General features: G+C 69.6%; 16 protein-coding genes. 9 read left to right on the top strand and 7 right to left on the bottom strand.

Translation table 11 applies throughout. The features are described from left to right. Positions 1–47: 47 nt before the first annotated feature. Positions 48–1,472 (bottom strand): DEAD/DEAH box helicase family protein, encoded by a 1,425-nt coding sequence (locus ACQE3L_RS10125; protein ID WP_426963656.1) that lies wholly within the window; start codon positions 1,470–1,472, stop codon positions 48–50. A 125-nt stretch (positions 1,473–1,597) separates the two neighbouring features. On the opposite strand from ACQE3L_RS10125, the gene ACQE3L_RS10120 reads away from it, so the two are divergent. The 4 genes from ACQE3L_RS10120 to ACQE3L_RS10105 all read left to right on the top strand — a co-directional run bounded on the left by ACQE3L_RS10120 (position 1,598) and on the right by ACQE3L_RS10105 (position 6,799). After that, the gene (locus tag ACQE3L_RS10120; protein WP_426963655.1) at positions 1,598–3,985 is read left to right on the top strand and encodes an McrB family protein; all 2,388 of its coding nucleotides are present in this window, start codon (positions 1,598–1,600) and stop codon (positions 3,983–3,985) included. 6 nt (positions 3,986–3,991) lie between these two features. Next, complete coding sequence (locus ACQE3L_RS10115) at positions 3,992–5,263, top strand: McrC family protein (RefSeq protein ID WP_426963654.1); 1,272 nt, start codon at positions 3,992–3,994, stop codon at positions 5,261–5,263. 100 nt (positions 5,264–5,363) lie between these two features. Beyond that, positions 5,364–6,317 (top strand): homing endonuclease associated repeat-containing protein, encoded by a 954-nt coding sequence (locus ACQE3L_RS10110; RefSeq protein ID WP_426963653.1) that lies wholly within the window; start codon positions 5,364–5,366, stop codon positions 6,315–6,317. A 98-nt stretch (positions 6,318–6,415) separates the two neighbouring features. Beyond that, the gene (locus ACQE3L_RS10105) at positions 6,416–6,799 is read left to right on the top strand and encodes a thioredoxin family protein (RefSeq protein ID WP_426963652.1); all 384 of its coding nucleotides are present in this window, start codon (positions 6,416–6,418) and stop codon (positions 6,797–6,799) included. 49 nt (positions 6,800–6,848) lie between these two features. Here the strand turns inward: ACQE3L_RS10105 and ACQE3L_RS10100 are convergent, their stop codons facing one another. Next, entirely contained in the window at positions 6,849–7,766 is a 918-nt protein-coding gene (locus tag ACQE3L_RS10100; RefSeq protein WP_426963651.1) for a DUF106 domain-containing protein, read from the bottom strand. Between the two features lie 105 nt (positions 7,767–7,871). Further along, positions 7,872–8,495: an adenylate kinase gene (locus ACQE3L_RS10095; protein ID WP_426963650.1), complete on the bottom strand. Its 624-nt coding sequence runs from the start codon at positions 8,493–8,495 to the stop codon at positions 7,872–7,874. A gap of 156 nt (positions 8,496–8,651) precedes the next feature. Here ACQE3L_RS10095 and ACQE3L_RS10090 point away from each other — a divergent pair, with 156 nt between their 5' ends. After that, complete coding sequence (locus tag ACQE3L_RS10090) at positions 8,652–9,476, top strand: DUF63 family protein (protein WP_426963649.1); 825 nt, start codon at positions 8,652–8,654, stop codon at positions 9,474–9,476. 105 nt (positions 9,477–9,581) lie between these two features. Further along, entirely contained in the window at positions 9,582–12,743 is a 3,162-nt protein-coding gene (locus tag ACQE3L_RS10085; RefSeq protein ID WP_426963648.1) for an FAD-binding and (Fe-S)-binding domain-containing protein, read from the top strand. A 221-nt stretch (positions 12,744–12,964) separates the two neighbouring features. Here the strand turns inward: ACQE3L_RS10085 and ACQE3L_RS10080 are convergent, their stop codons facing one another. The 4 genes from ACQE3L_RS10080 to ACQE3L_RS10065 all read right to left on the bottom strand — a co-directional run bounded on the left by ACQE3L_RS10080 (position 12,965) and on the right by ACQE3L_RS10065 (position 15,782). Next, on the bottom strand, positions 12,965–13,951 hold the full coding sequence (locus ACQE3L_RS10080) for a DUF5787 family protein (RefSeq protein WP_426963647.1): 987 nt from the start codon (positions 13,949–13,951) through the stop codon (positions 12,965–12,967). 43 nt (positions 13,952–13,994) lie between these two features. Beyond that, on the bottom strand, positions 13,995–14,570 hold the full coding sequence (locus tag ACQE3L_RS10075; RefSeq protein WP_426963684.1) for a DUF2238 domain-containing protein: 576 nt from the start codon (positions 14,568–14,570) through the stop codon (positions 13,995–13,997). A gap of 56 nt (positions 14,571–14,626) precedes the next feature. Next, the gene (locus ACQE3L_RS10070; RefSeq protein ID WP_426963646.1) at positions 14,627–15,244 is read right to left on the bottom strand and encodes a hypothetical protein; all 618 of its coding nucleotides are present in this window, start codon (positions 15,242–15,244) and stop codon (positions 14,627–14,629) included. A gap of 91 nt (positions 15,245–15,335) precedes the next feature. Continuing rightward, positions 15,336–15,782 carry a bis(5'-nucleosyl)-tetraphosphatase gene (locus ACQE3L_RS10065; protein WP_426963645.1) on the bottom strand — a complete coding sequence of 149 codons (447 nt, stop codon included), beginning with the start codon at positions 15,780–15,782 and terminating at the stop codon, positions 15,336–15,338. A 244-nt stretch (positions 15,783–16,026) separates the two neighbouring features. Here ACQE3L_RS10065 and ACQE3L_RS10060 point away from each other — a divergent pair, with 244 nt between their 5' ends. The 3 genes from ACQE3L_RS10060 to fer all read left to right on the top strand — a co-directional run bounded on the left by ACQE3L_RS10060 (position 16,027) and on the right by fer (position 18,488). Further along, entirely contained in the window at positions 16,027–16,359 is a 333-nt protein-coding gene (locus ACQE3L_RS10060; RefSeq protein ID WP_058366918.1) for an uS10/mL48 family ribosomal protein, read from the top strand. 100 nt (positions 16,360–16,459) lie between these two features. Then, complete coding sequence (locus ACQE3L_RS10055) at positions 16,460–17,740, top strand: amidohydrolase (RefSeq protein WP_426963644.1); 1,281 nt, start codon at positions 16,460–16,462, stop codon at positions 17,738–17,740. Positions 17,741–17,843: 103 nt separating this feature from the next. Then, on the top strand, positions 17,844–18,488 hold the full coding sequence (fer, locus tag ACQE3L_RS10050) for a ferredoxin Fer (RefSeq protein ID WP_426963643.1): 645 nt from the start codon (positions 17,844–17,846) through the stop codon (positions 18,486–18,488). Positions 18,489–18,672 lie beyond the last annotated feature (184 nt).

The raw sequence follows: 18,672 nt of genomic DNA, 5'->3' as shown, positions 1-18,672 counted from the left end.
GCGTTGGACTACGGCGACGTGGAGACGTGCCGTCGTGAGGATCGCCTTCAGAGCTGTCGGAGGTTGAACGCGCGCTTCAGCTCCCCGATCGCTCCCGCGTCCGTCGGGATGCCCTGCACGTCGGCGTCGGGGTGGTTCCGGGCCGCCTCGCCGAAGAGCTGCACGCGTTCCAGCTCCTGCTGCACGAGCGTTCGCTCCGTCTTGAACCGCTCGTCGTCGGCCGTCGCGTCCCGGAGTTCGCGCGGCGGCGCCACGATGAAGTCGTGGATCACCGCGTGCTGTTTCCCCGAATGCGTCCGGAGGATCCGACCGCGCCGCTGCACGAACTGGCGCGGGTTCGACGAGCTCGCCAGAACGTACGCCGTCCGCGTCGCCGGCACGTCGACGCCCTCGTCCAGACAACGGATCGCCACCAGCGCCTCGACGTCCCCGTCGTCGAACGCCGCCAGGAGCTCCTCCCGCTCCTCCCGGTCTTCGTCAGCTGTGAACCGCTTCGCGTGGACGCCGAGCTTCCGCAGCTCGGACAGTGTCGCGTCCACGTGCCGCTCGGTCCGGTCCCCGACGCTCCCCTCCACTCTCCCGTCCCCGCAGTACACCAACGTGTGCTGAACCGGTCCCTGGTCCCCGATCAGCTGGATGAGTCGGTCGAGCTTGTTCCTGGCAGTCCCGACCAGCCGTGCGCGCTCGAACAGCGCGAACTTCAGGTCCGTCCGCTCGTTGTTCTCGGCGTCGCCTAGGTCGCCACCGTACTGCATCACCAACCGGGCGATCTTCCGCGACAGCTTCAGGTACTCGTCCGCCTCTTCCGGCGTGAGATCGACGACGTGCGGGACGTAGTAGTACTCACAAAGGTTCCCGTTCCGGATCGCCTCTGCCAGCGAGTACTCGTAGACCACGTCGCCGAAGTACTCGAACAGCGCCTCGGACCCCTCATCGTCGTAGAAGCGCTGCGGCGTGGCCGACAAGCCGAGCCGCATCGGAATACGCTCAGGCAGCCGCTCACGGCGGTGTGACGCGCCCAGGTGATGCACCTCGTCGCCGATCAGCATCAGCTCCTGCCGATTGATCCGAGAGAGGATCCGCTGGAATGCCTCCGAGGTGAACGTCTCGTGCGTCGTGACGACGACGAAGCCGTCGCGAAACCCGCGATTGAACTCCGCTACCTCCCCCTCGAACCGGTCCTCCCACTTTGCCCGGGACTCGTAGGCGCGTATCGGATTCCCGCCGAAGTCCTGTACGTCTTCCCGCCACTGGTCGACGAGGTGTTGATACGGTACCGCGATGATCAGCCCGAGCTTCCCCTCGAGTTGCTCGGTGATCGTGGTCGCCGCCATCAGCGCGGTCACCGTCTTTCCCGTCCCGGTCGCCATCTGCAACACCCCCCGGGCGCCGCCCCCCACCCACGACCGGATCGCGTCCTGCTGGTAGGACCTCGCCTCGACCCACTCGGGGTTCGACAGAGCAAATCCCATCTACGCAACCCTCCAGAGGATACCCGTCTCTGCGAGGGCAGGGGTGATAAGTGTCGGGCCGGGCGGCCCGAGACCGGCCGAGCCACCGGCATTTATGTCGTCGGTTGCGCGTTATACGGCAACGCATGCGCTCGACGCTCCTTCTGGCGTCCCTCTCCGACTCTCCCAACGTATTCGACGACTTCGTTCGAACGGGCCTCAAACGGCGCGATTTCCCGGCCGCGCTCCCCGCGACTCACGGCGATCCGGTTCGGTGCCTGCCGGTCCCGACTGACGCGCCCTTCGACCCGGGGGACGTCGTCGATGACCGTGTCCTCTTCGACCTCGACGGAGACCGATACGCGTGGGTCGCGACGGTCACTGACGTCCGAAGCGCGCCGGGGATCGCCTCGCAAGGGTCCGGAATCGCGTCGGGTCCGTGGGGGGAGCTCGAAGACACGGTGCTGCTGCTCGGCGTCCCGATCCCGGTGTCGATCGACCGGCGTGGACTCCACGACGTGCTCGACGACGAGCCCGCGCGGTCGCTCCGTCGCCTCACCGAGGCCGAGCGAACGACCGTCGAGGACGACTACGGGTCCGTCGAGCGCCTCCTCCTCGCACACCGCGAGCCCCCCGACGTGTGGATCGACGCGCGTCCGAACGGCGTACATGAGTCACTCGCCGACCGGGCCCCGGCCGCCAGCGCGGAGCTGGTCGCCCCCGACGGGACGGAGGACGCGTCGATCGGTGACGTCGTTCTCCACCTCGCCGGTGACGACCACGAGGTCGTCGGCACGTCGGTCGTGTCGTCCTCGACCGCCCGGGACGCCGACGGCGCAGTGGCCGTCTCCGAATACCGGCCGCTCCGGGACACGATCCGCCTGTTTGACGACGTCTTCGACGACCCGTCGTACGCCGCTCGGCTCAACCGGATCGCGGACGAACACGGCGACTTCCTCTACGACGCCGACCGGGAACCCCTCGCGGAGGTCCAGTTCGCGCGCTGTCCGCCCGCACTGCTCGAGCTGTTCATCGCGGAGTCGTCGGCGCTGCTCGACCACTTGAAGACGTGGTACTACCAGGTCCAACGCCCGGCCCCCGCGGACGCGTACAACTCGATCGAGGAGGCGCTCGTCGACGTCCGCGTCCGGAGCGCCTTCAGCGACCACGGCCTCGACTGGTTCGCCGACGAGACGCTTTCGACCGCCGTGAGCCATCTCGCGGAGACGCTGCCAACCATCCAGCCGGACGGCGACGTCACGCCGCGCGACGACGCGTACTGCGAGCTCTTCAGGGACCTGTACGAGCGGACGGAGCCGCGGCTCACGACCGCAGTGTCGCGGCTCGGCATCGGCGCCGTCCAACCCCTCACCGAGCCGCAGACCCTGTTCTTCGCGCTGTTTCGCGACCTCCAGCGCGCCGCTGACGTGGGCGAGTACGCGAAGCCGGTGAACGTCCGGGCCGTCCTCGAGGAGGACTACACGGTGACGACGCCACGCCGGCAGACGCCCATCCGGCAGGGACAGCCGCTCGCTACTGCCGAGAAGCCCGACCAGGCCGACGACATCGCCCGGCAGCTGGCGGCGACCGGGCAGATGGTGTTCTACGGGCCGCCCGGCACGGGGAAGACGTACACCGCCGCGCAGTTCGCTAAGTGGTGGCTCCACCAGCAGTCCGACATCGACCCGACGACCGACCAGCTGGAGACCGTCACGTTCCACCCCTCGTTCACGTACGAGGACTTCATCGAGGGGCTCAAGGCGGACAACACCGACGACGGCGTCGTTTACGACTACCAGCCCGGCGTGTTCAAGGAGTTCGTGGAGTCCGCCCGCGAGGCGTACCGGACCGCGATCGACGACACGCCGCGGTACGTCCTGATCATCGACGAGATCAACCGCGGGAACCTCGCGCAGATCTTCGGGGAAACGATCACCGGACTGGAGTACGACAAGCGGCTCGACGGCGCCAACGAGACGACCGTCTCACTCGCCCATTCCGGTCAGGCGTTCACGATCCCGCCGAACCTCTACCTCATCGGCACGATGAACACGGCCGACCGCTCGATCGCGCTCGTCGACGCCGCACTCCGCCGGCGCTTCCGGTTCCTCGCCTTTCCGCCGGACTTCGAGGCCATCGTAGAGGACTCCTCCGCGCCGTTTACGTCGATTGACGCGCTCCGCACCGCGGCCGAGACCCCCGGCCATGCCAATCGGCTGTTCGCGCTCTCGATCCTCGCCGTCATCGAGTTCAACGAGACGATCCTCGCCACCGGGGACCTCGGGAAGGGCAAACAGATCGGCCACTCGTTCTTCTTCGGAAAGACCACCGGCCCGGAGCTCGTCGACACGTGGCGCTTCGAGATCCTGCCACTGCTTGAGGAATACTTCTACGGGCAGTTCGACCGCATCCGCGACGCGATCTTCGGTGGCGGCGGACAGCGCCTCATCGACTACGACACCGAAGAGATCCGGTCGTTCGACGCCGCGACGCTCACCGCCGAGCTCGCGACGCTGCTCGACGTCGACGAGTGATTCGGCATGCCCGTACGCCCAGACACGACCGACCCACACGCGGCGACCGATCGAACCGTTGTCCTCTCCGAGTACGAATCCGCCTCGCCGATCGCCCTGTCCGAGCGGGCGCGAGCGTACCTGCGTGACGAGATCAACGGCGGATCGGACCGCGGCGGCGACCGGGTGGACGTCTCGTACACGCCCGATGGCAACGCCGTCCTCACCGCCACGTCGTACGTCGGCCTGGTCGGCTTGCCTGACGGACCGACGCTTGAGATCCGTCCGAAGATCCCGTCCACGAACCTTCTGTACGCCCTCCAGTACGCGTCCGCCGCGTCCGCGCACACCTTCGACACGGACACCCGGATCGAGGCCGGAACGCTGTTCGTCGACGCCCTCGGAATCCTGTACGAGCGCGAACTCCAGCGTGTCCGGAACCGGGGCCTCCACACGGATTACGTCACGCGGCAGTCGGTCGAACGGCGGCTCCGCGGTCGGCTCGACGTCCAGCGCCAGATACAGCGCCATCCGCCGGTCCCTACGGAGTTCGAGTGCACCTACGAGGAGCTCACGCCCGACATCCCCATCAACCAGGCCATCCTCCGGGTCACGGAGGGGCTCCTCAGAATGGTCTCCGGCGACCAACTCACCGGCACGCTCCGGCGCCACGCACGGGCCCTCCGTCGCGACGTCAGCCGGACCCACATCACCCACGCCGACGTCGCGGCCATCAAACTCGACCGGCTCAACGAACACTACGAACGGATCCTTCGGCTGACGAAGTTGTTCCTCAGAAATAGCCACGTCGGAGACGTCACCTCGGGGTCCCGGCGCGCCTTCTCGCTTCTCGTCAACATGAACGAGGTGTTCGAGAGTGTCGTTTCTCGGGCGGCGGAAGCGGCCGTCGCCGACCGGAAAGGCTGGCGGATCGTCAGGCAGGACGCCAGTAAGCGGCTCCTTCACGACGGCCGGTTCGACATCACGCTCAAACCCGACTTTACGGTTCGAGACGCCAGCGGGACCGTCCGGCTCGTCGGAGACGCCAAGTGGAAGCGGGGCGCCCCGCCCAACGCCGACTTCTACCAGATCGCCGCGTACCAACGGGCCCACGCCGCGCCCAGCGTTCTCGTCTACCCGTCGCAGGGCGGCGCCGTCGCTGACGCGTGTACCATCGCCGACGGCCACCCGCTCCGCCTCCTCGAACTGCCCACGAGCGACGCGTACGCCTCCTACGCCGAGTTCCGGGACGCCGTGACGGAAGCGATGACCGCCGCCATCGACGAAGCGATCGAGTGACGCCATATCCACTCGGCCGGCGGAACGGTGACGACCGGCGCCGCACAGGTGTCCGCCGGTTCCTGTAACTATTTCCCTTCCCTGATCGACGATCCGGATGATGTCGGAGGAGATCATCGAGGAGATCGACGCCCACCTGAACGAGATTCTCCCGGAGGATCCCGAGGAGATACGGCGGACCGTCGACGAGGAACGGCGAGAGGAGATGGTCCGGATCCTCCAGCACGCGGCCGACGAGCTGGGGAAGTCGCCGACGGTTGCGGAGTTCGACGCGCTCGATCTCGCCACGTCGTCGGACGCGATCCGGTACGTCTTCGGCACCTGGAATGACGCCAAGGAGGCGGCCGGGCTCGAGACGTTCCAACGCGGCACGTCGACGCCGATCGATCAGGACTACTTCGAGGCGATCGATACCGCCGAGAAGGCCTACTGGCTGGGGACGCTGTTCGCCTACTCAACGGTCAGCGAGATCGGCCGGTCGAAGAGCCTCGGACTGCAGGTCGCCCGCGTCGCGAGCAAGGAGCACTTCGTGCGCGGGTTCGCGGACACTGTCGAGTCGGGCTACGCGATCAACACCTACTCGAACTCGGACCGCCCGCGGGAACAGGAGAAGGTTCACCTCCAGATCAGCAACCCGACGTTCATCGAACACCTTCTCGCGGCCGGCTACCCGGCCGACTCCAGCGACCCCGGCGATTTCCCCTCGCTTTCGGACGCATACCGGCCCGCCTTCGTCCGCGGCTACCTCGAGTCGGCCGGCTACTTCCGTTCACAGGGCTGGCGTATCACCGTCGAGAACCCCGAACGGGCCACGTGGCTCAAGAATAGCTTCGAAGAGTTCGGGGCGAAACGACCCACCGTCTCGGAGGGCGGAAACGGGAAACGGAAGGTGAACGTCTCGAACGTCTTCGACATCAAGTCCGTGTTCGAGGCCTGCTGGCCCGACCAGCTCGAGACGACTCCCTCGTGGGAGCCGTATCCGACCAAGGTCCTCGCCCACCTGGAGGCCGAGTATCCGTACCCCGAAAACGTCGCCTACCTGTCGGGTGGGTGAATGCCGACGAACGCCACGGGCCCTGTGGGCGTTCCGAGTTTCCGCACCCCCATGGCCTCGTCACGGCGCTTAACCGTCCTCGTCGCCTTCTCCCGGTAATGACCGAGACGACCCCGCAAGCCGCGGCCGCACCGGACCGCCCAGTCGACCTCTCGGGCGGCGAGGAACTGGACGCCCTGCTCGCCGACTCCGACTGGTCGCTCGTGATGTTCTACACGAAGGGCTGCACGCTCTGTCAGTCGATGCACCCGATCCTCGGAACCGTCGCGAAGGTCGGAGACGTCGCGGTCGCGTCCGTGAACCCGGGCGAGGACCTGGACCTCGTGGCCGACTACGACGTGCGGAGCGTGCCGACGCTGGTACTCTTCGAGGGCGACGAGCCGGTCGACCGGCTCGCGGACGGCTTCGTCGGCGCCGAGCGTGTGCTGGCGCTGATCCGCGAGCACGCGCCCGACCGCGTACCCGACGCTGACGCGGAGTAGCCCGGGTCGCGAGAAGGTCCGCACGGAGCCGCAGCCGCGAACCGCGGTCCTACGACGAGGACGGCGACATCTGGATGTTGAGGCTCTTCTGGACGATCTGGGTGAACGCCATCGAGCAGAGGAAGTACCAGACGATCCACATCTGGATGGGGCCGGCGATGCCCTGCGTCCACTCGACGGTGCCCGCGATGGGAACGACGAGTTGGCCGAGTTCGTACTGGGCCTCGCTCCCGCGGTAGCCGACCGCCCAGTACATCCAGAGGAACGCCGGGATGGTGAGGAACATGATCCACACCATCGGGCGGAACTGCTCTTTGAACATGCCGAGCTGGTCGCCCATCGCCTCCATCTGCTCTTCCTGGATCTGGTCGAGCGCCTCCTGGTCGTCGCGCTCCTTCGCCTCCTTGCGGCGCTCCTGGATCTCCTTCATCCGGTCCTGATACTGGCTCATCCGCTCCATGTCCATCAGGCCGGCGCGCAACAGCGTGGAGTAAAGCCCGGTCGCGAGCGCGACGACCATCACCACCACGTAGAAGGGCACGACGTTCAGGAGCGGGCCGAACACGAGGTCGACCGCGCCCGCGATGATGTTCCGAACCGGCTCCATCATGTAGCCGACGAAGAAGCCGACCGTGACGAGCCCCGCCAGTTTGTCCCACTTCGACCACGAGGCCCCCTCTGGGGTCTCCGTGTCCGACCCAGTCGAGGCGGCCGAACCGGAGTCGTCTTCTTCGGGCTCCAGTCCGGCCGCGATGGCGTCGCGGTCGGCGAGCGCGAAGCCGGACTCGCCGTCGACGAGCACGCCCTTCTCGATCAGCCGGCCCCACTGCCCGCTGGTGATATCGTCGCGAACGTCGACCCACTTGACCTCGCCGTCGGAGGCGCGGTCGAGGACCGCCTGGATCGCCTCGCGCATCTCCCCGTCCTCGGCGACGAGGGCGCGAACCTTGCGTTCGACCTTACTCATTGCCGCGAGGTTGGCGAGGGACGGTTAAGAACCTTGTAGTTCGGTGCGCTCGGGCGGAACGGCCCGGTAGTGGCTCCGCCGGAGCCGAGCGCGGCGGCGCGACGCCTACGACTCGACCACGTCGGTGATCTCGTCGAAGACCTCGTTGGGGGTGCCCTCGCCGTCGACCTCCACGAGGACGCCCTCGTCGCGGAAGTGCTCGATGACCGGTTCGGTGTTCTCGCGGTACACCTCGAGCCGCTCGCGGGCGGTGTCCTCCTGGTCGTCCTCGCGCTGGATCAGGTCGCCGCCGCACTCGTCGCAGACGCCCGGCTCCTCGGGCGGCTGGAAGTCGACGTGGTAGTTGGCGCCGCACTCGTCGCAGACGCGGCGGCCGGTGAGGCGGTCGACCAGCACGTCCTCGTCCACGTCGAGGTAGATGACGGCGTCGAGGTCGGTGATCTCCGAGAGGTACTCCGCCTGGTCGAGGTTGCGCGGATAGCCGTCGAGCACGAAGCCGTCGGCCTCGGCCAGCGCGGCCTCGACGATCTCGTTGACGACCGGGTCGGGGACGAGTTCGCCCGCTTCCATGAACGAACGGGGCGTGCCGTACTCCGTCTCCATGTCCTTGTTCGCGCGGAGCGCGTCGCCCGTGGTGACGTGTTCGAGGTCGTACTCCTCGGCCAGCTTCTTGCTCTGGGTGCCCTTCCCCGCACCGGGGGCTCCGAGCAGAAGGATACGGTGGCTCATGTGTGGGCGCTCGCCGGCCGCACGTAAAGCCTTGAAGATACGCGACGAGCTTCGCCGGAACCGAACCCGCGGCGGTCCGGACGGGCGCCCACCGGCCGGAATCGCCACGCCGTCCGACCCGAAACCCTTTCACGCCGAGCGGTCCCGGCTCCGGGCATGCAGGTGCTCCCCGAGGGGTTCGCGCTCCCGCCGCTGCCGTACCTCGCCGCGCTGGCGCTGGCGCTCGCGGCGGTGGGAGCGGGCCTCCGCGCCCGTCGCCCCGCCGTCACCGAGCGGACTGTCCTCGCGTTCGCGCCGTGGATCGCCGTCGGCTCGTGTCTCCACGTTCTCCACGTCGCCGGCGGCCTACCGGCGGTCGCGCGGCCGCTGGGCGGGACGCCCGCGGTGTACCTCACGACGGTGGCGGCCGCCGGTGCGGTCTGGGTGGCGGCCGACCTCACGGGAGACCACTCACCCGAGACGGACCGCGTTCCCGCACTGCTCGGTGGCGTCGGGGTCGCGGCGTTCGCGCTCGCGGCCGCCGCGACGCTGCTGGCCGGCGCGGAGGGCGGGACGCTCTCGCCGTTCTGGCCGGCCGTCGCGCTGGCGCTGTCGGTTCCGACGGCGGCCGCGACGTGGCTCGCGGTCGTGCGGACGGTTCCGCGGGCGGCGGTCACGGGCGGGGTTGGGGCGCTGGCGACGTTCGGCCACGCGCTCGACGCGGTCTCGACCGCGGTCGGCGTCGACGTGCTGGGGTTCGGCGAGCGGTCCCCGCTCTCGCGGCACATCATGGACGCGGCGGCCGCGCTCCCGACCGCCGACCTCGTCGGCGTCGGCTGGCTGTTCGTCCTCGTAAAGCTCGCGGTGATCGCCGGCGTCGTCACGCTGTTCGCCGAGTACGTCGAGGAGGACCCGACCGAGGGGTACCTCCTGCTCGGCTTCGTGGCGGCCGTGGGGCTCGGTCCGGGCGTCCACAACCTGCTTCTGTTCACCGTCGCCTGACCGACGGCCGCACAGTCGGGACCGCGTCGCGCGTCGGCCTCGGCGACCCCGGCGACGCCCGCCCCGTCGGTGGGACTTTTGGTCCGTCGGGGCGTTGTCCGGGACATGTCAAGCGACGCGCCGGGGACCGGCGCCGCCGAGTCGGGGACCGCGGGCGGAGCCGTCGACCCGGTCGACCCGCGGACCGACGACGACTTCGACTACGCCGGCGGCGAGGTCGAGCGCCCCGACCTCGTGGCCGCGCTGGAGGAGCGCGTCGAGGGCGACGTGCGCTTCGACGCCTACTCCAGGCAGCTCTACGCCACGGACGCCTCGGCGTACGAGGTGACGCCGGTCGGCGTCGTCCTTCCCGAGTCGACCGCTGACGTGGCCGCGGTGCAGTCGTACTGCGCCGAAGAGGGGGTCCCGGTGCTCCCCCGCGGCGGGGGGACCTCGCTGGCGGGGCAGACCGTCAACGAGGCGGTGGTGCTCGACCTCTCGCGGTTCATGGACGAGGTGGTCGACGTGGACCCCGAGGCGGGCGTCGCGCGCGTTCAGGCGGGGGCGTACGTCGGCGACCTCAACGACGCGGCCGCGCCCCACGGCCTCAAGTTCGCGCCCGATCCCGCGTGGCGCGACAAGTCCGCGGTCGGGGGCGCCATCGGCAACAACTCCACCGGCTCGCACTCGCTGAAGTACGGCAAGACCGACCACTACGTCGAGGAGGTCGAGGCCGTGCTCGCGGACGGCACGGTGGCGACCCTCGGCGAGATCACGGTCGCGGAACTCCGTGAGGCCGCCGACGCGGACGCAGACGACCTGCTGTCCCGGATCTACGCCGAGGTCGTCAGGATCCTCGACGAGGAGGCCGAGGCCATCGAGGCGCGCTACCCCGACCTGAAGCGGAACGTCTCCGGCTACAACCTCGACCGCCTGCTGGCGGAGGCGCGCGGCGAGTACGGCGAGGAAGGGGTCGTCAACCTCGCGCGCCTGCTGGCCGGGAGCGAGGGGACGCTCGCGACGGTCACGGAGGCGACCGTCTCGCTGGTCCCGATCCCGGAGACGAAGGCGGTCTGTCTGCTCACCTACGACGACCTGCTCGACGCGATGGAGGACGTGGCGCCGGTTTTAGAACACGACCCGGCCGCGGTCGAGGTGATGGACGACGTGCTGCTCGGCCTCGCGCGCGACACCGAGGAGTTCGGGGACGTGGTCGGCATGCTCCCGGAGGGCACGGACTCGGTCCTCCTCGTGGAGTTCTACGCCGAGAGCGACGACGCGGGCCGGCAGAAGGTCGCGGACCTCGTGGCCGACCGCGTCGGGGGGCCCGAAACCGACGCGCCCGACGCCGACGCGCCCGACGCCGACGCGCCCGACGCCGACAGACACGCCCCCGACACCGCCGCGGACCCGACCGCCGGCGCGGCCGACACGACCGCGGCCCCGCGCCGCGCCCGCGACGCGATGGAGGCCCACGACGAGGCCACGCGCGACCGCTTCTGGAAGATGCGGAAGGCGGGCCTCCCGATTCTGCTGTCGCGCACCTCCGATCAGAAGCACATCTCCTTCATCGAGGACTGCGCCATCCCGCCGGAACACCTCCCGGAGTACACCCGCGGGTTTCAGGAGATCCTCGCGGACCACGACACGTTCGCCACGTTCTACGCCCACGCCGGCCCCGGGGTGCTCCACGTCCGGCCGCTGATCGACACGAAGAGCGCGGACGGCGTCGCGGCGATGGCGTCCATCGCGGACGAGGTGACGGACCTCGTCGTCAGGCTCGGCGGCGCCGTCTCGGGCGAGCACGGGGACGGCCGCGCACGCACGCAGTGGAACAGAAAACTGTACGGCGAGGACCTCTGGCAGGCGTTCGGGAGCCTCAAGACCGCCTTCGACCCCGACTGGCTCCTCAACCCCGGAAACGTCTGCGGCGAGACGGACATGACCGAGCACCTGCGGTTCGGCGCCGGCTACGCGTTCGACGCCGAGTTCGACACCGCGCTCGACTGGCCCGAGGAGAACGGCTTCCAGGGGATGGTCGAACTCTGCCACGGCTGTGGCGGCTGTCGCGGCCCGCAGGAGACGACGGGCGGCGTGATGTGCCCGACGTTCCGCGCGGCCGAGGAGGAGGTGCAGTCGACCCGCGGCCGGGCGAACGCACTGCGCGGCGCGATGTCCGGAAACCTCCCGGACGACCCGACGAGCGACGAGTTCGCGACCGAGGTGCTGGACCTCTGTATCGGCTGTAAGGGGTGCAAGAAGGACTGCCCGAGCGAGGTGGACATGGCGAAGCTCAAAGCCGAGGTGGAACACGCCCGCCACCAGGAGCACGGCTCCTCGCTCCGGGACCGCATGCTCGCCGGCTTCGAGGCGCTGGCGCCCATCGGCTCGGCGCTCGCGCCCGTGGCCAACCGCCTGCCGAAGCTCCCCGGCGCGAGCGCGCTGCTGGAGAAGACGGTCGGCATCGCGGCCGAGCGGGACCTCCCGACTTTCCGCCGAGAGAGCCTCCGCGACTGGTTCGCGAAGCGGGAGGGCGCGGGCGTCCCGTTGCGGGACGCCGACCGCAAGGTGCTGCTGTTCCCGGACGCGTACACGACCTACGTCAACCCGAGCGCGGGGAAGGCGACGGTCGCCCTTCTCGAGGCCGCGAACTGCCACGTCCGCATGGCCGAGGTGCCGGGGAGCGGGCGCCCCGCCCACTCCAAGGGGTTCCTCGACCGCGCCCGCGAGACGGCCGAGGCGACGATGACCGAACTCGCTCCCGCGGTCGCGGACGGCTGGGAGGTCGTGGTCGTCGAGCCCTCCGACGCCGTCATGGTCCAAACCGACTACGCCGACCTGCTCGGCGGCTCGGCCAGCGACGTCGACGACGACCGCGTCGCGGCGGTCGCGAGCGCCACCTACGGCGCGCTGGAGTACGTCGACGCCCACCGACTCGACGAGGCCCTCGCCTTCGACGCGCCCGGGGAGACGCTCACCTATCACGGGCACTGTCACCAGAAGGCGACGAGCAAGGACCACCACGCGGTCGGCGTGCTCCGCCGCGCCGGCTACGACGTGGACCCCCTCGACTCGACCTGCTGCGGCATGGCCGGCACCTTCGGCTACGAGGCCGAACACCTCTCGATGAGCGAGGCCATCGGCGCCATCCTCGCGGATCAGGTCGGGGACAGCCCCGGAGAAACCGTCGTCGCGCCCGGTAACTCCTGCCGGTCGCAGTTGGAGCACCTCGGCGTCGAGACGGAGCCGCCCCACCCGGTCGAGAAGGTCGCGGCCGCGCTGCGCTGAGGGCATTTTTCCGTCCCCGTGGCGGGCCATTTCTGTCCCTGCGGCGGAGCATTTCCGTCCCTGCGGCGGAGCATTTCTGTCCCTGCGGCGGAGCATTTCTGTCCCCGGCTTCGTCCACCGCCCAGCCATTTATCAGGGAAACCGCGGTCAACTCGGGCCGGGCGTCGGACGGGCCACAGCGGGGGTCGGTACGACGGTCGCGGAGCGGGCGCCGCGACCCCTCAGCGCCGGAGCGTTCGGTACCGGGCGCGTCGGCGGCGGTTCGCCAGCAGCCGCTGTATCCCCTTTCCGGGGCCGCCCTCGATGGGCCAGCCCTTCGTCCGCCACTGCGGGGGTTCGGGGGCGAAGGAGCCGCAGGATCCGGCGCACTCGCGCGCGGTCGGGATCCGGCCCTTCGCGGTACAGAAGGGCACCACGGCGTCGCCCGCCCGCCGGAGTTCGAAGTTGCGGCAGTCCGGGCGCATCGTGTCGTGGTAGGAGCGCCAGCCGCGGCCGTAGGCGCGCTCGGCCAACACGAGGCGGCGGCGCTCGGTCGCGGCGTCGCGGTCGCCGGACGGCGCGAGGCCGCTCGGCAGCCACTCGACGCGGGCGGCGTCCGCCGCGACGCCGCCCCCGAACTCGGTGACGAGGATGCCGGCCTCGACCGGCATCTCGCGCAGGAGCGCGCGCTCCACGCGTCCGCCGGTCGCGGACGTGGCCAGCCACACCTCGTCGGCGAGGGCCGTCTCCACGTCGTGGTCGAGCTGGTCCGACAGCGCCGCGGCCGCGCTCGCGTCGAGGTCGGGCTTGTTCTCGACCGCGACGATCCGTCGGACCCAGTCGGGATAGGGGCGCTTGCGGCGGAGCTCGATCCGGCCGTCACGCTTCCGCGTCTCGATCAGGTCACGGTCCGCCGCGCGGTGGACCGCTTCCCGGACGTAGCGCCAGGGGTAGTCCGGCTCGGGGAGCGCCTCGCGGTACCACGCCCACGCCGCGGGCGCGTTCCTGACGACGCCCAGCAGGTCCGCGTCAAGCGCCGCGTCGCCGAACTTCCGCCGCTGGCGGAGCCCCTCGGGGTCGACCTCGACGACGACGGTGTCCCAGCGGCGGCTCCGGGTGCCGATCTGTCTGCCGACGACGACCGGGCGCGGCCCCTCTGTCGGGTGCCACGCCCGCTCCGCCCACCGGCAGACGAGCAGTTCGTAGCCGAACTCGGAGTCGGGGTCCACGCTCGCGGTCCGATAGCGGCCGCCCGGAGAAAAAGCGGTCGGCTCAGTCGGCGGCGCGAAGCGCCTCGACGAGCCGTTCGCCGAGTCCGTAGAGGTACGCCTGTCCCCAGATCCCTACGATCACGGCGCCGGCGGTGTTGAACATCAGGTCGCGAACGGTGTCGTCCAGTCCGAACTGCGCGAGGGGCATCCGGATCCCGGTCCGGAAGGAGATCACGTCGAGCGCGAACTCGAACAGCTCCCAGACGACGCCGAACGCGAGCACGAAGAGCACGACGAAGACGGCGAAGAACTGCGTCGGGAGTTGGACCTCCTCGTGGTGCACGTCGATGGCGCGGACGCCGATGTATCCGATGGCGGCGACGAACGACGCGGACGCGGCGTGCGTGAGGTGGTCCCACCAGCCGAGGCTGGCGTACAGCCCCGCCGAGCCGAGGGTGTGTAGCACCACCGCCGTCGTGAGCCACAGCGTGAGGAAGGGGTCGAGCGCCACCCGCGAGTTGCGCTCGAAGACGGCCGGTGCGAGCGTCACTCCCAGCCCGACGAGCGAGTTGGTCACCGCCTTCGGCTGGTTAGCCCAGATCCCCCACGCGAACAGCACGACGAGGGCGCCCTGCATCGCGCGCGTGAGGCGACGCTGCGTGTCGCCCGGCAGCCGGCCGCGGAGCCGGTCGATCACAGCTCCACCCCCTCCTCCGTTTGGAGACGGCGACGGAGCACCCTGTCGCGCCGCCGGAAGTAGAGGTCGAAGAGGACGCCGGCGGCCAGTCCGGCGACCGTCACCCACGCGAACTCGACCATCAGCGTCTCGTTGTCGGCGAGGTAGCTCGTCCCGATCGTCCGGTCGAGGTTCCAGCGGACGATGGTCCACAGCGCCACCGAGGAGAGCGTCGTCACCACGACGAGCGCGACCGCGAACCAGTGGGTCACCCGCATTCGGGAGAACATGTCGAGTTCGACCACGATGAGCAGCGCCAGCGCCGCCAGCGACAGGTAGGTCGCGAACGTTCCCAACTCGACCGTCGGCGTGAGCGCGCCCCGGGTCGCGACCGGGATCGCGGCCAGAAGGAGGAGCTCCCACGGCAGCATCACCCACCGGTTGCGCCGCGCCAGCGGCGGCAGGACCATTACGGCGAGGACCGCAGCCGACAGCAGCGTCCACTGGTAATCGAGCGTGACGACCGACTCGCCCAGCGTCAACACCGTGAGGGCGACGATCATCCAGCCGATCGCGGCGTTCCGTCGCGTATCACGGAACAGCGAGGCCAGTACGTCGTCGCGACTCTCGGACATAGGGGTACCTCGGAGAGAGCGTATTTCAGCCTTGTCGTCGGGGGACGCCACCGACAGCCGACCGGCCCCCCTCGTGGAACGGCCCGGCCGGTCAGACGTAGCCGCCGTCCGACTCGGTCTTCTTCTCGTCGAGGAACTCGTGGGCGTCCTCGAGGATCTCGCGGGGGCCGTCCTGCGTGATCGTGTTGATCGCCTGTTCGTAGTCGCGCCACTGGAGGTCGCGGTGTTCCTTCGACAGCTCCGCGCTCGCCTCGAAGGAGTGAGCGACGAACAGGTGGACCGTCTTGTGGATGGTCTTGCCGTTCGCCTCGAACACGTAGTCGTACTCCTTGCGGAAGCCGTCGATGAGCCGGAAGTCCTCGATTCCGGCCTCCTCCTGCACCTCCCTGATCGCCGTTTGCTGGAGCTCCTCGTCCCCCTCGACCCCGCCTTTGGGGAACTCCCAGTCCCCCGGACGGCTCTTCAGGAGCAGGTACTCCCGTTCGCCGCGGGTGTCGCGGAAGAGGATGGCTCCAGCGCTCGTCGCTTCGACCGTCATTGGCGAAAGGTAAGCGACCCCATGTAAAGAGGGTGTCGGACCGCGGAACGAACTGCCACCTTCGGCCGCGATCCGTCGGGCGGCGAGGTAACTCGCGTCCCGTCGTTTGCGGGGGTTCGAGATCGGTCGTGTGTTCGACCCCGGGCGCGGCTTCGACGCCGAGCGCGTGGTGGACGCTCGCACGCGGGTCGGGGGTAGGTGCGCTTTTACCCCTCGGGAACGCACGTGTCGGTAACTCCCGCTCATGACCTTCGTAACCAAACTCGCGTTCCAGTCCGGGGACCGAGACGTGTTGGAGGAGACCGTCTCGGCGCTCCGCGACGAGATCGAACGCCGCGGCGCGGAGTGCAAGGGCCCGCACTCCTCGCCGCCCCAGGAGCTCCGCGTGCCGCTGTACAAACGGCTCGGCGCCGGCGACCAGTTCCCCTCGTGGGACTACTCGGTGTACGCCAGGTCGATGGAGATCCACGGCGCCGACGACATCGCCGCGGAGGTCGCCAGCCGCGACTTCCCCGACTCCATCCACGTCGAGATCGAGATCGACCGCAAGAAGCCGCTCGGGCACCGCCGCGACTGAGCCGGTCGCGGGCGACACCTCGAGGTGCGGGCGTCCCTCGGATCCGGGACGACTCTGCCGCTGTTCGTCCTTTTAAGTCCTCGCGTCGTCACCTCGGCGTATGAGCAAGACGGAGACCGACCGCTACAGCCAGTTCCGCCGCGACCTCCACCGCCACCCCGAGCCCGCGTGGTGCGAGTTCTACACCACCGCCCGCATCGTCGAGGAGCTCCGCGAGCGCGACCTCGACGCGCTCCACGTCGGCCGCGACGCGCTGGCCGGCGGGGAGCGGCTGAACGTCCCCGACGAGGCGACGCTCTCGGAGTGGTTCGAGCGCGCCCGCGACGCCGGCGCGGACCCGGACGTGCTCGACCAGCTCGAGGGGGGCTACACCGGCTGCGTCGCGGTCGTCGAGCGCGGCGCCGGGCCGACGGTCGGCCTCCGCGTCGACATCGACGGTCTCCCGATCACCGAGTCCGAGGACGGGGACCACGTCCCCGCCGCGGAGGGGTTCCGCTCGGAGAACGAGGGGCACATGCACGCCTGCGGGCACGACGCGCACGCGACGATGGGACTCGGCACCATCGACGCGGTGCTCGACTCCGACTTCTCGGGCACGCTGAAGGTGTTCTTCCAGCCCGGTGAGGAGCAGATCGTCGGCGGTAAGCCGATGGCGGAGTCGGGCCACCTCGACGACGTGGACTACCTCTACGCGGTCCACATCGGGCTCGACCACCCCTCCGGCGAGATCGTCTGCGGCGTCGACGGCTTCCTCGCGGTGCGGCACTTCCTCGCGGAGTTCACCGGCGAGCCGGCCCACGCCGGCGCCCAGCCGGAGGCCGGTCGCAACACGGTGCAGGCGATGGCGAGCGCGGTCCAGAACCTCTACGCCATCCCGCGCCACTCCGACGGCCCGACGCGGGTGAACGCGGGGATGGTCGGCGGCGGCACCGCGACGAACATCATCCCCGAGGAGTCGTTCGTCGAGGGCGAGGTCCGCGGAAAGACGACGGATCTGGCGGACTACATGTACGAGCACGCCGAGCGCGTCCTCGACAACGCCGCGGGGATGCACGACTGCGAGGTCGAGGTGGAGATGCTCGGACAGGCGCCGAGCGCGGAAAGCGACCAGGAGCTGGTCGACGTCGTGGGCGAGGTCGCGCCGGAGGCCGCGGACGTGACGAACCTCGTCGAGCGCGCCGACCTGGGCGGCAGCGAGGACGCGACGTTCCTGATGCAGCGCGTGCAACAGCAGGGCGGGCTCGCCTGCTACGTCGGCGTCGGCACCGACCACCCCGGCGGGCACCACACCTCCACGTTCGACGTGAACGAGGCGGACCTCGACCGCGGCATCGCGGTGCTGTCGGCGGCCATCGAGCGCGTGGCCGAGACGCGGCCCTGAGCGCGGTGGGAAGGGGTGTCGGCGGCGCCGCCGTCGCGTCGTCGGTCCCACGCAGCGGGACCCGGACGAAGGCTCTTACACGCGAGACCACTACGGGACGCTGATGGGGTCGCCCTACGACGTGCTGGGGATCGAGTCGGACGCCGACGACCGCGAGGTGGAGCGCGCCTACCGCGAGGCGGTCAAGGAGACCCACCCGGACCACGGCGGCTCGCTGCAGGAGTTCCAGCTCGTCAGGACGGCCTACGAGCGCATCACCGACGACGACTGGACGGAGAACGGCGAGGGAGCGTTCGACCCCGATGACGTATCGGTCCGCACGGAACCGCAGGCGCGGCGCGTGGACTTCCTGAACTACGAGGCGGTCGAGGACTACGGCTGGGACCTCGAGGACCCCGACCTGTTCGACCGCGCCGCCGAGGCGAATCTCCCGCCCTCGGACTTCGGTCGCGTGCTGGTCGAGCCCGACCAGTCGCTCCTTGAAGCGGCGATGGAGAAGGGCTACCGCTGGCCGTACTCATGTCGCGGCGGCGCGTGCGCGAACTGCGCGGTCGCGGTGATCAAGGGCGACATCTCGATGCCCGTCGACCACATCCTCACGGAGGACCTCGTCGACCGCGGCTTCCGGCTCTCCTGTCAGGGAACGCCCACCGTCGACGGCACGCAGGTCGTCTTCAACGTGAAGCACCTCCCCGACCTCGACGACCTGCGACTTCCGCCCGGACCGTTCGGCAACGGTTCAAGATAAGGGAGTCGCGGCGCCGCGAAATTCAGAAAAGGCCCGTAGCGGTCGCGGTGCTGTTTCTGTCGGGCGGTCGCGGTGCTGTTTCTGTCGGGCGGTCGCGGTGCTGTTTCTGTCGGGCGGTCGCGGTGCTGTTTCTGTCGGGCGGTCGCGGTGCTGTTTCTGTCGGGCGGTCGCGGTGCTGTTTCTG

The organism is Haloparvum alkalitolerans, from assembly GCF_050122995.1.
Taxonomy (GTDB): domain Archaea; phylum Halobacteriota; class Halobacteria; order Halobacteriales; family Haloferacaceae; genus Haloparvum; species Haloparvum alkalitolerans.
Note: the sequence above shows the minus strand (reverse complement) of the source record. Positions and strands in the feature narration are given on the sequence as shown.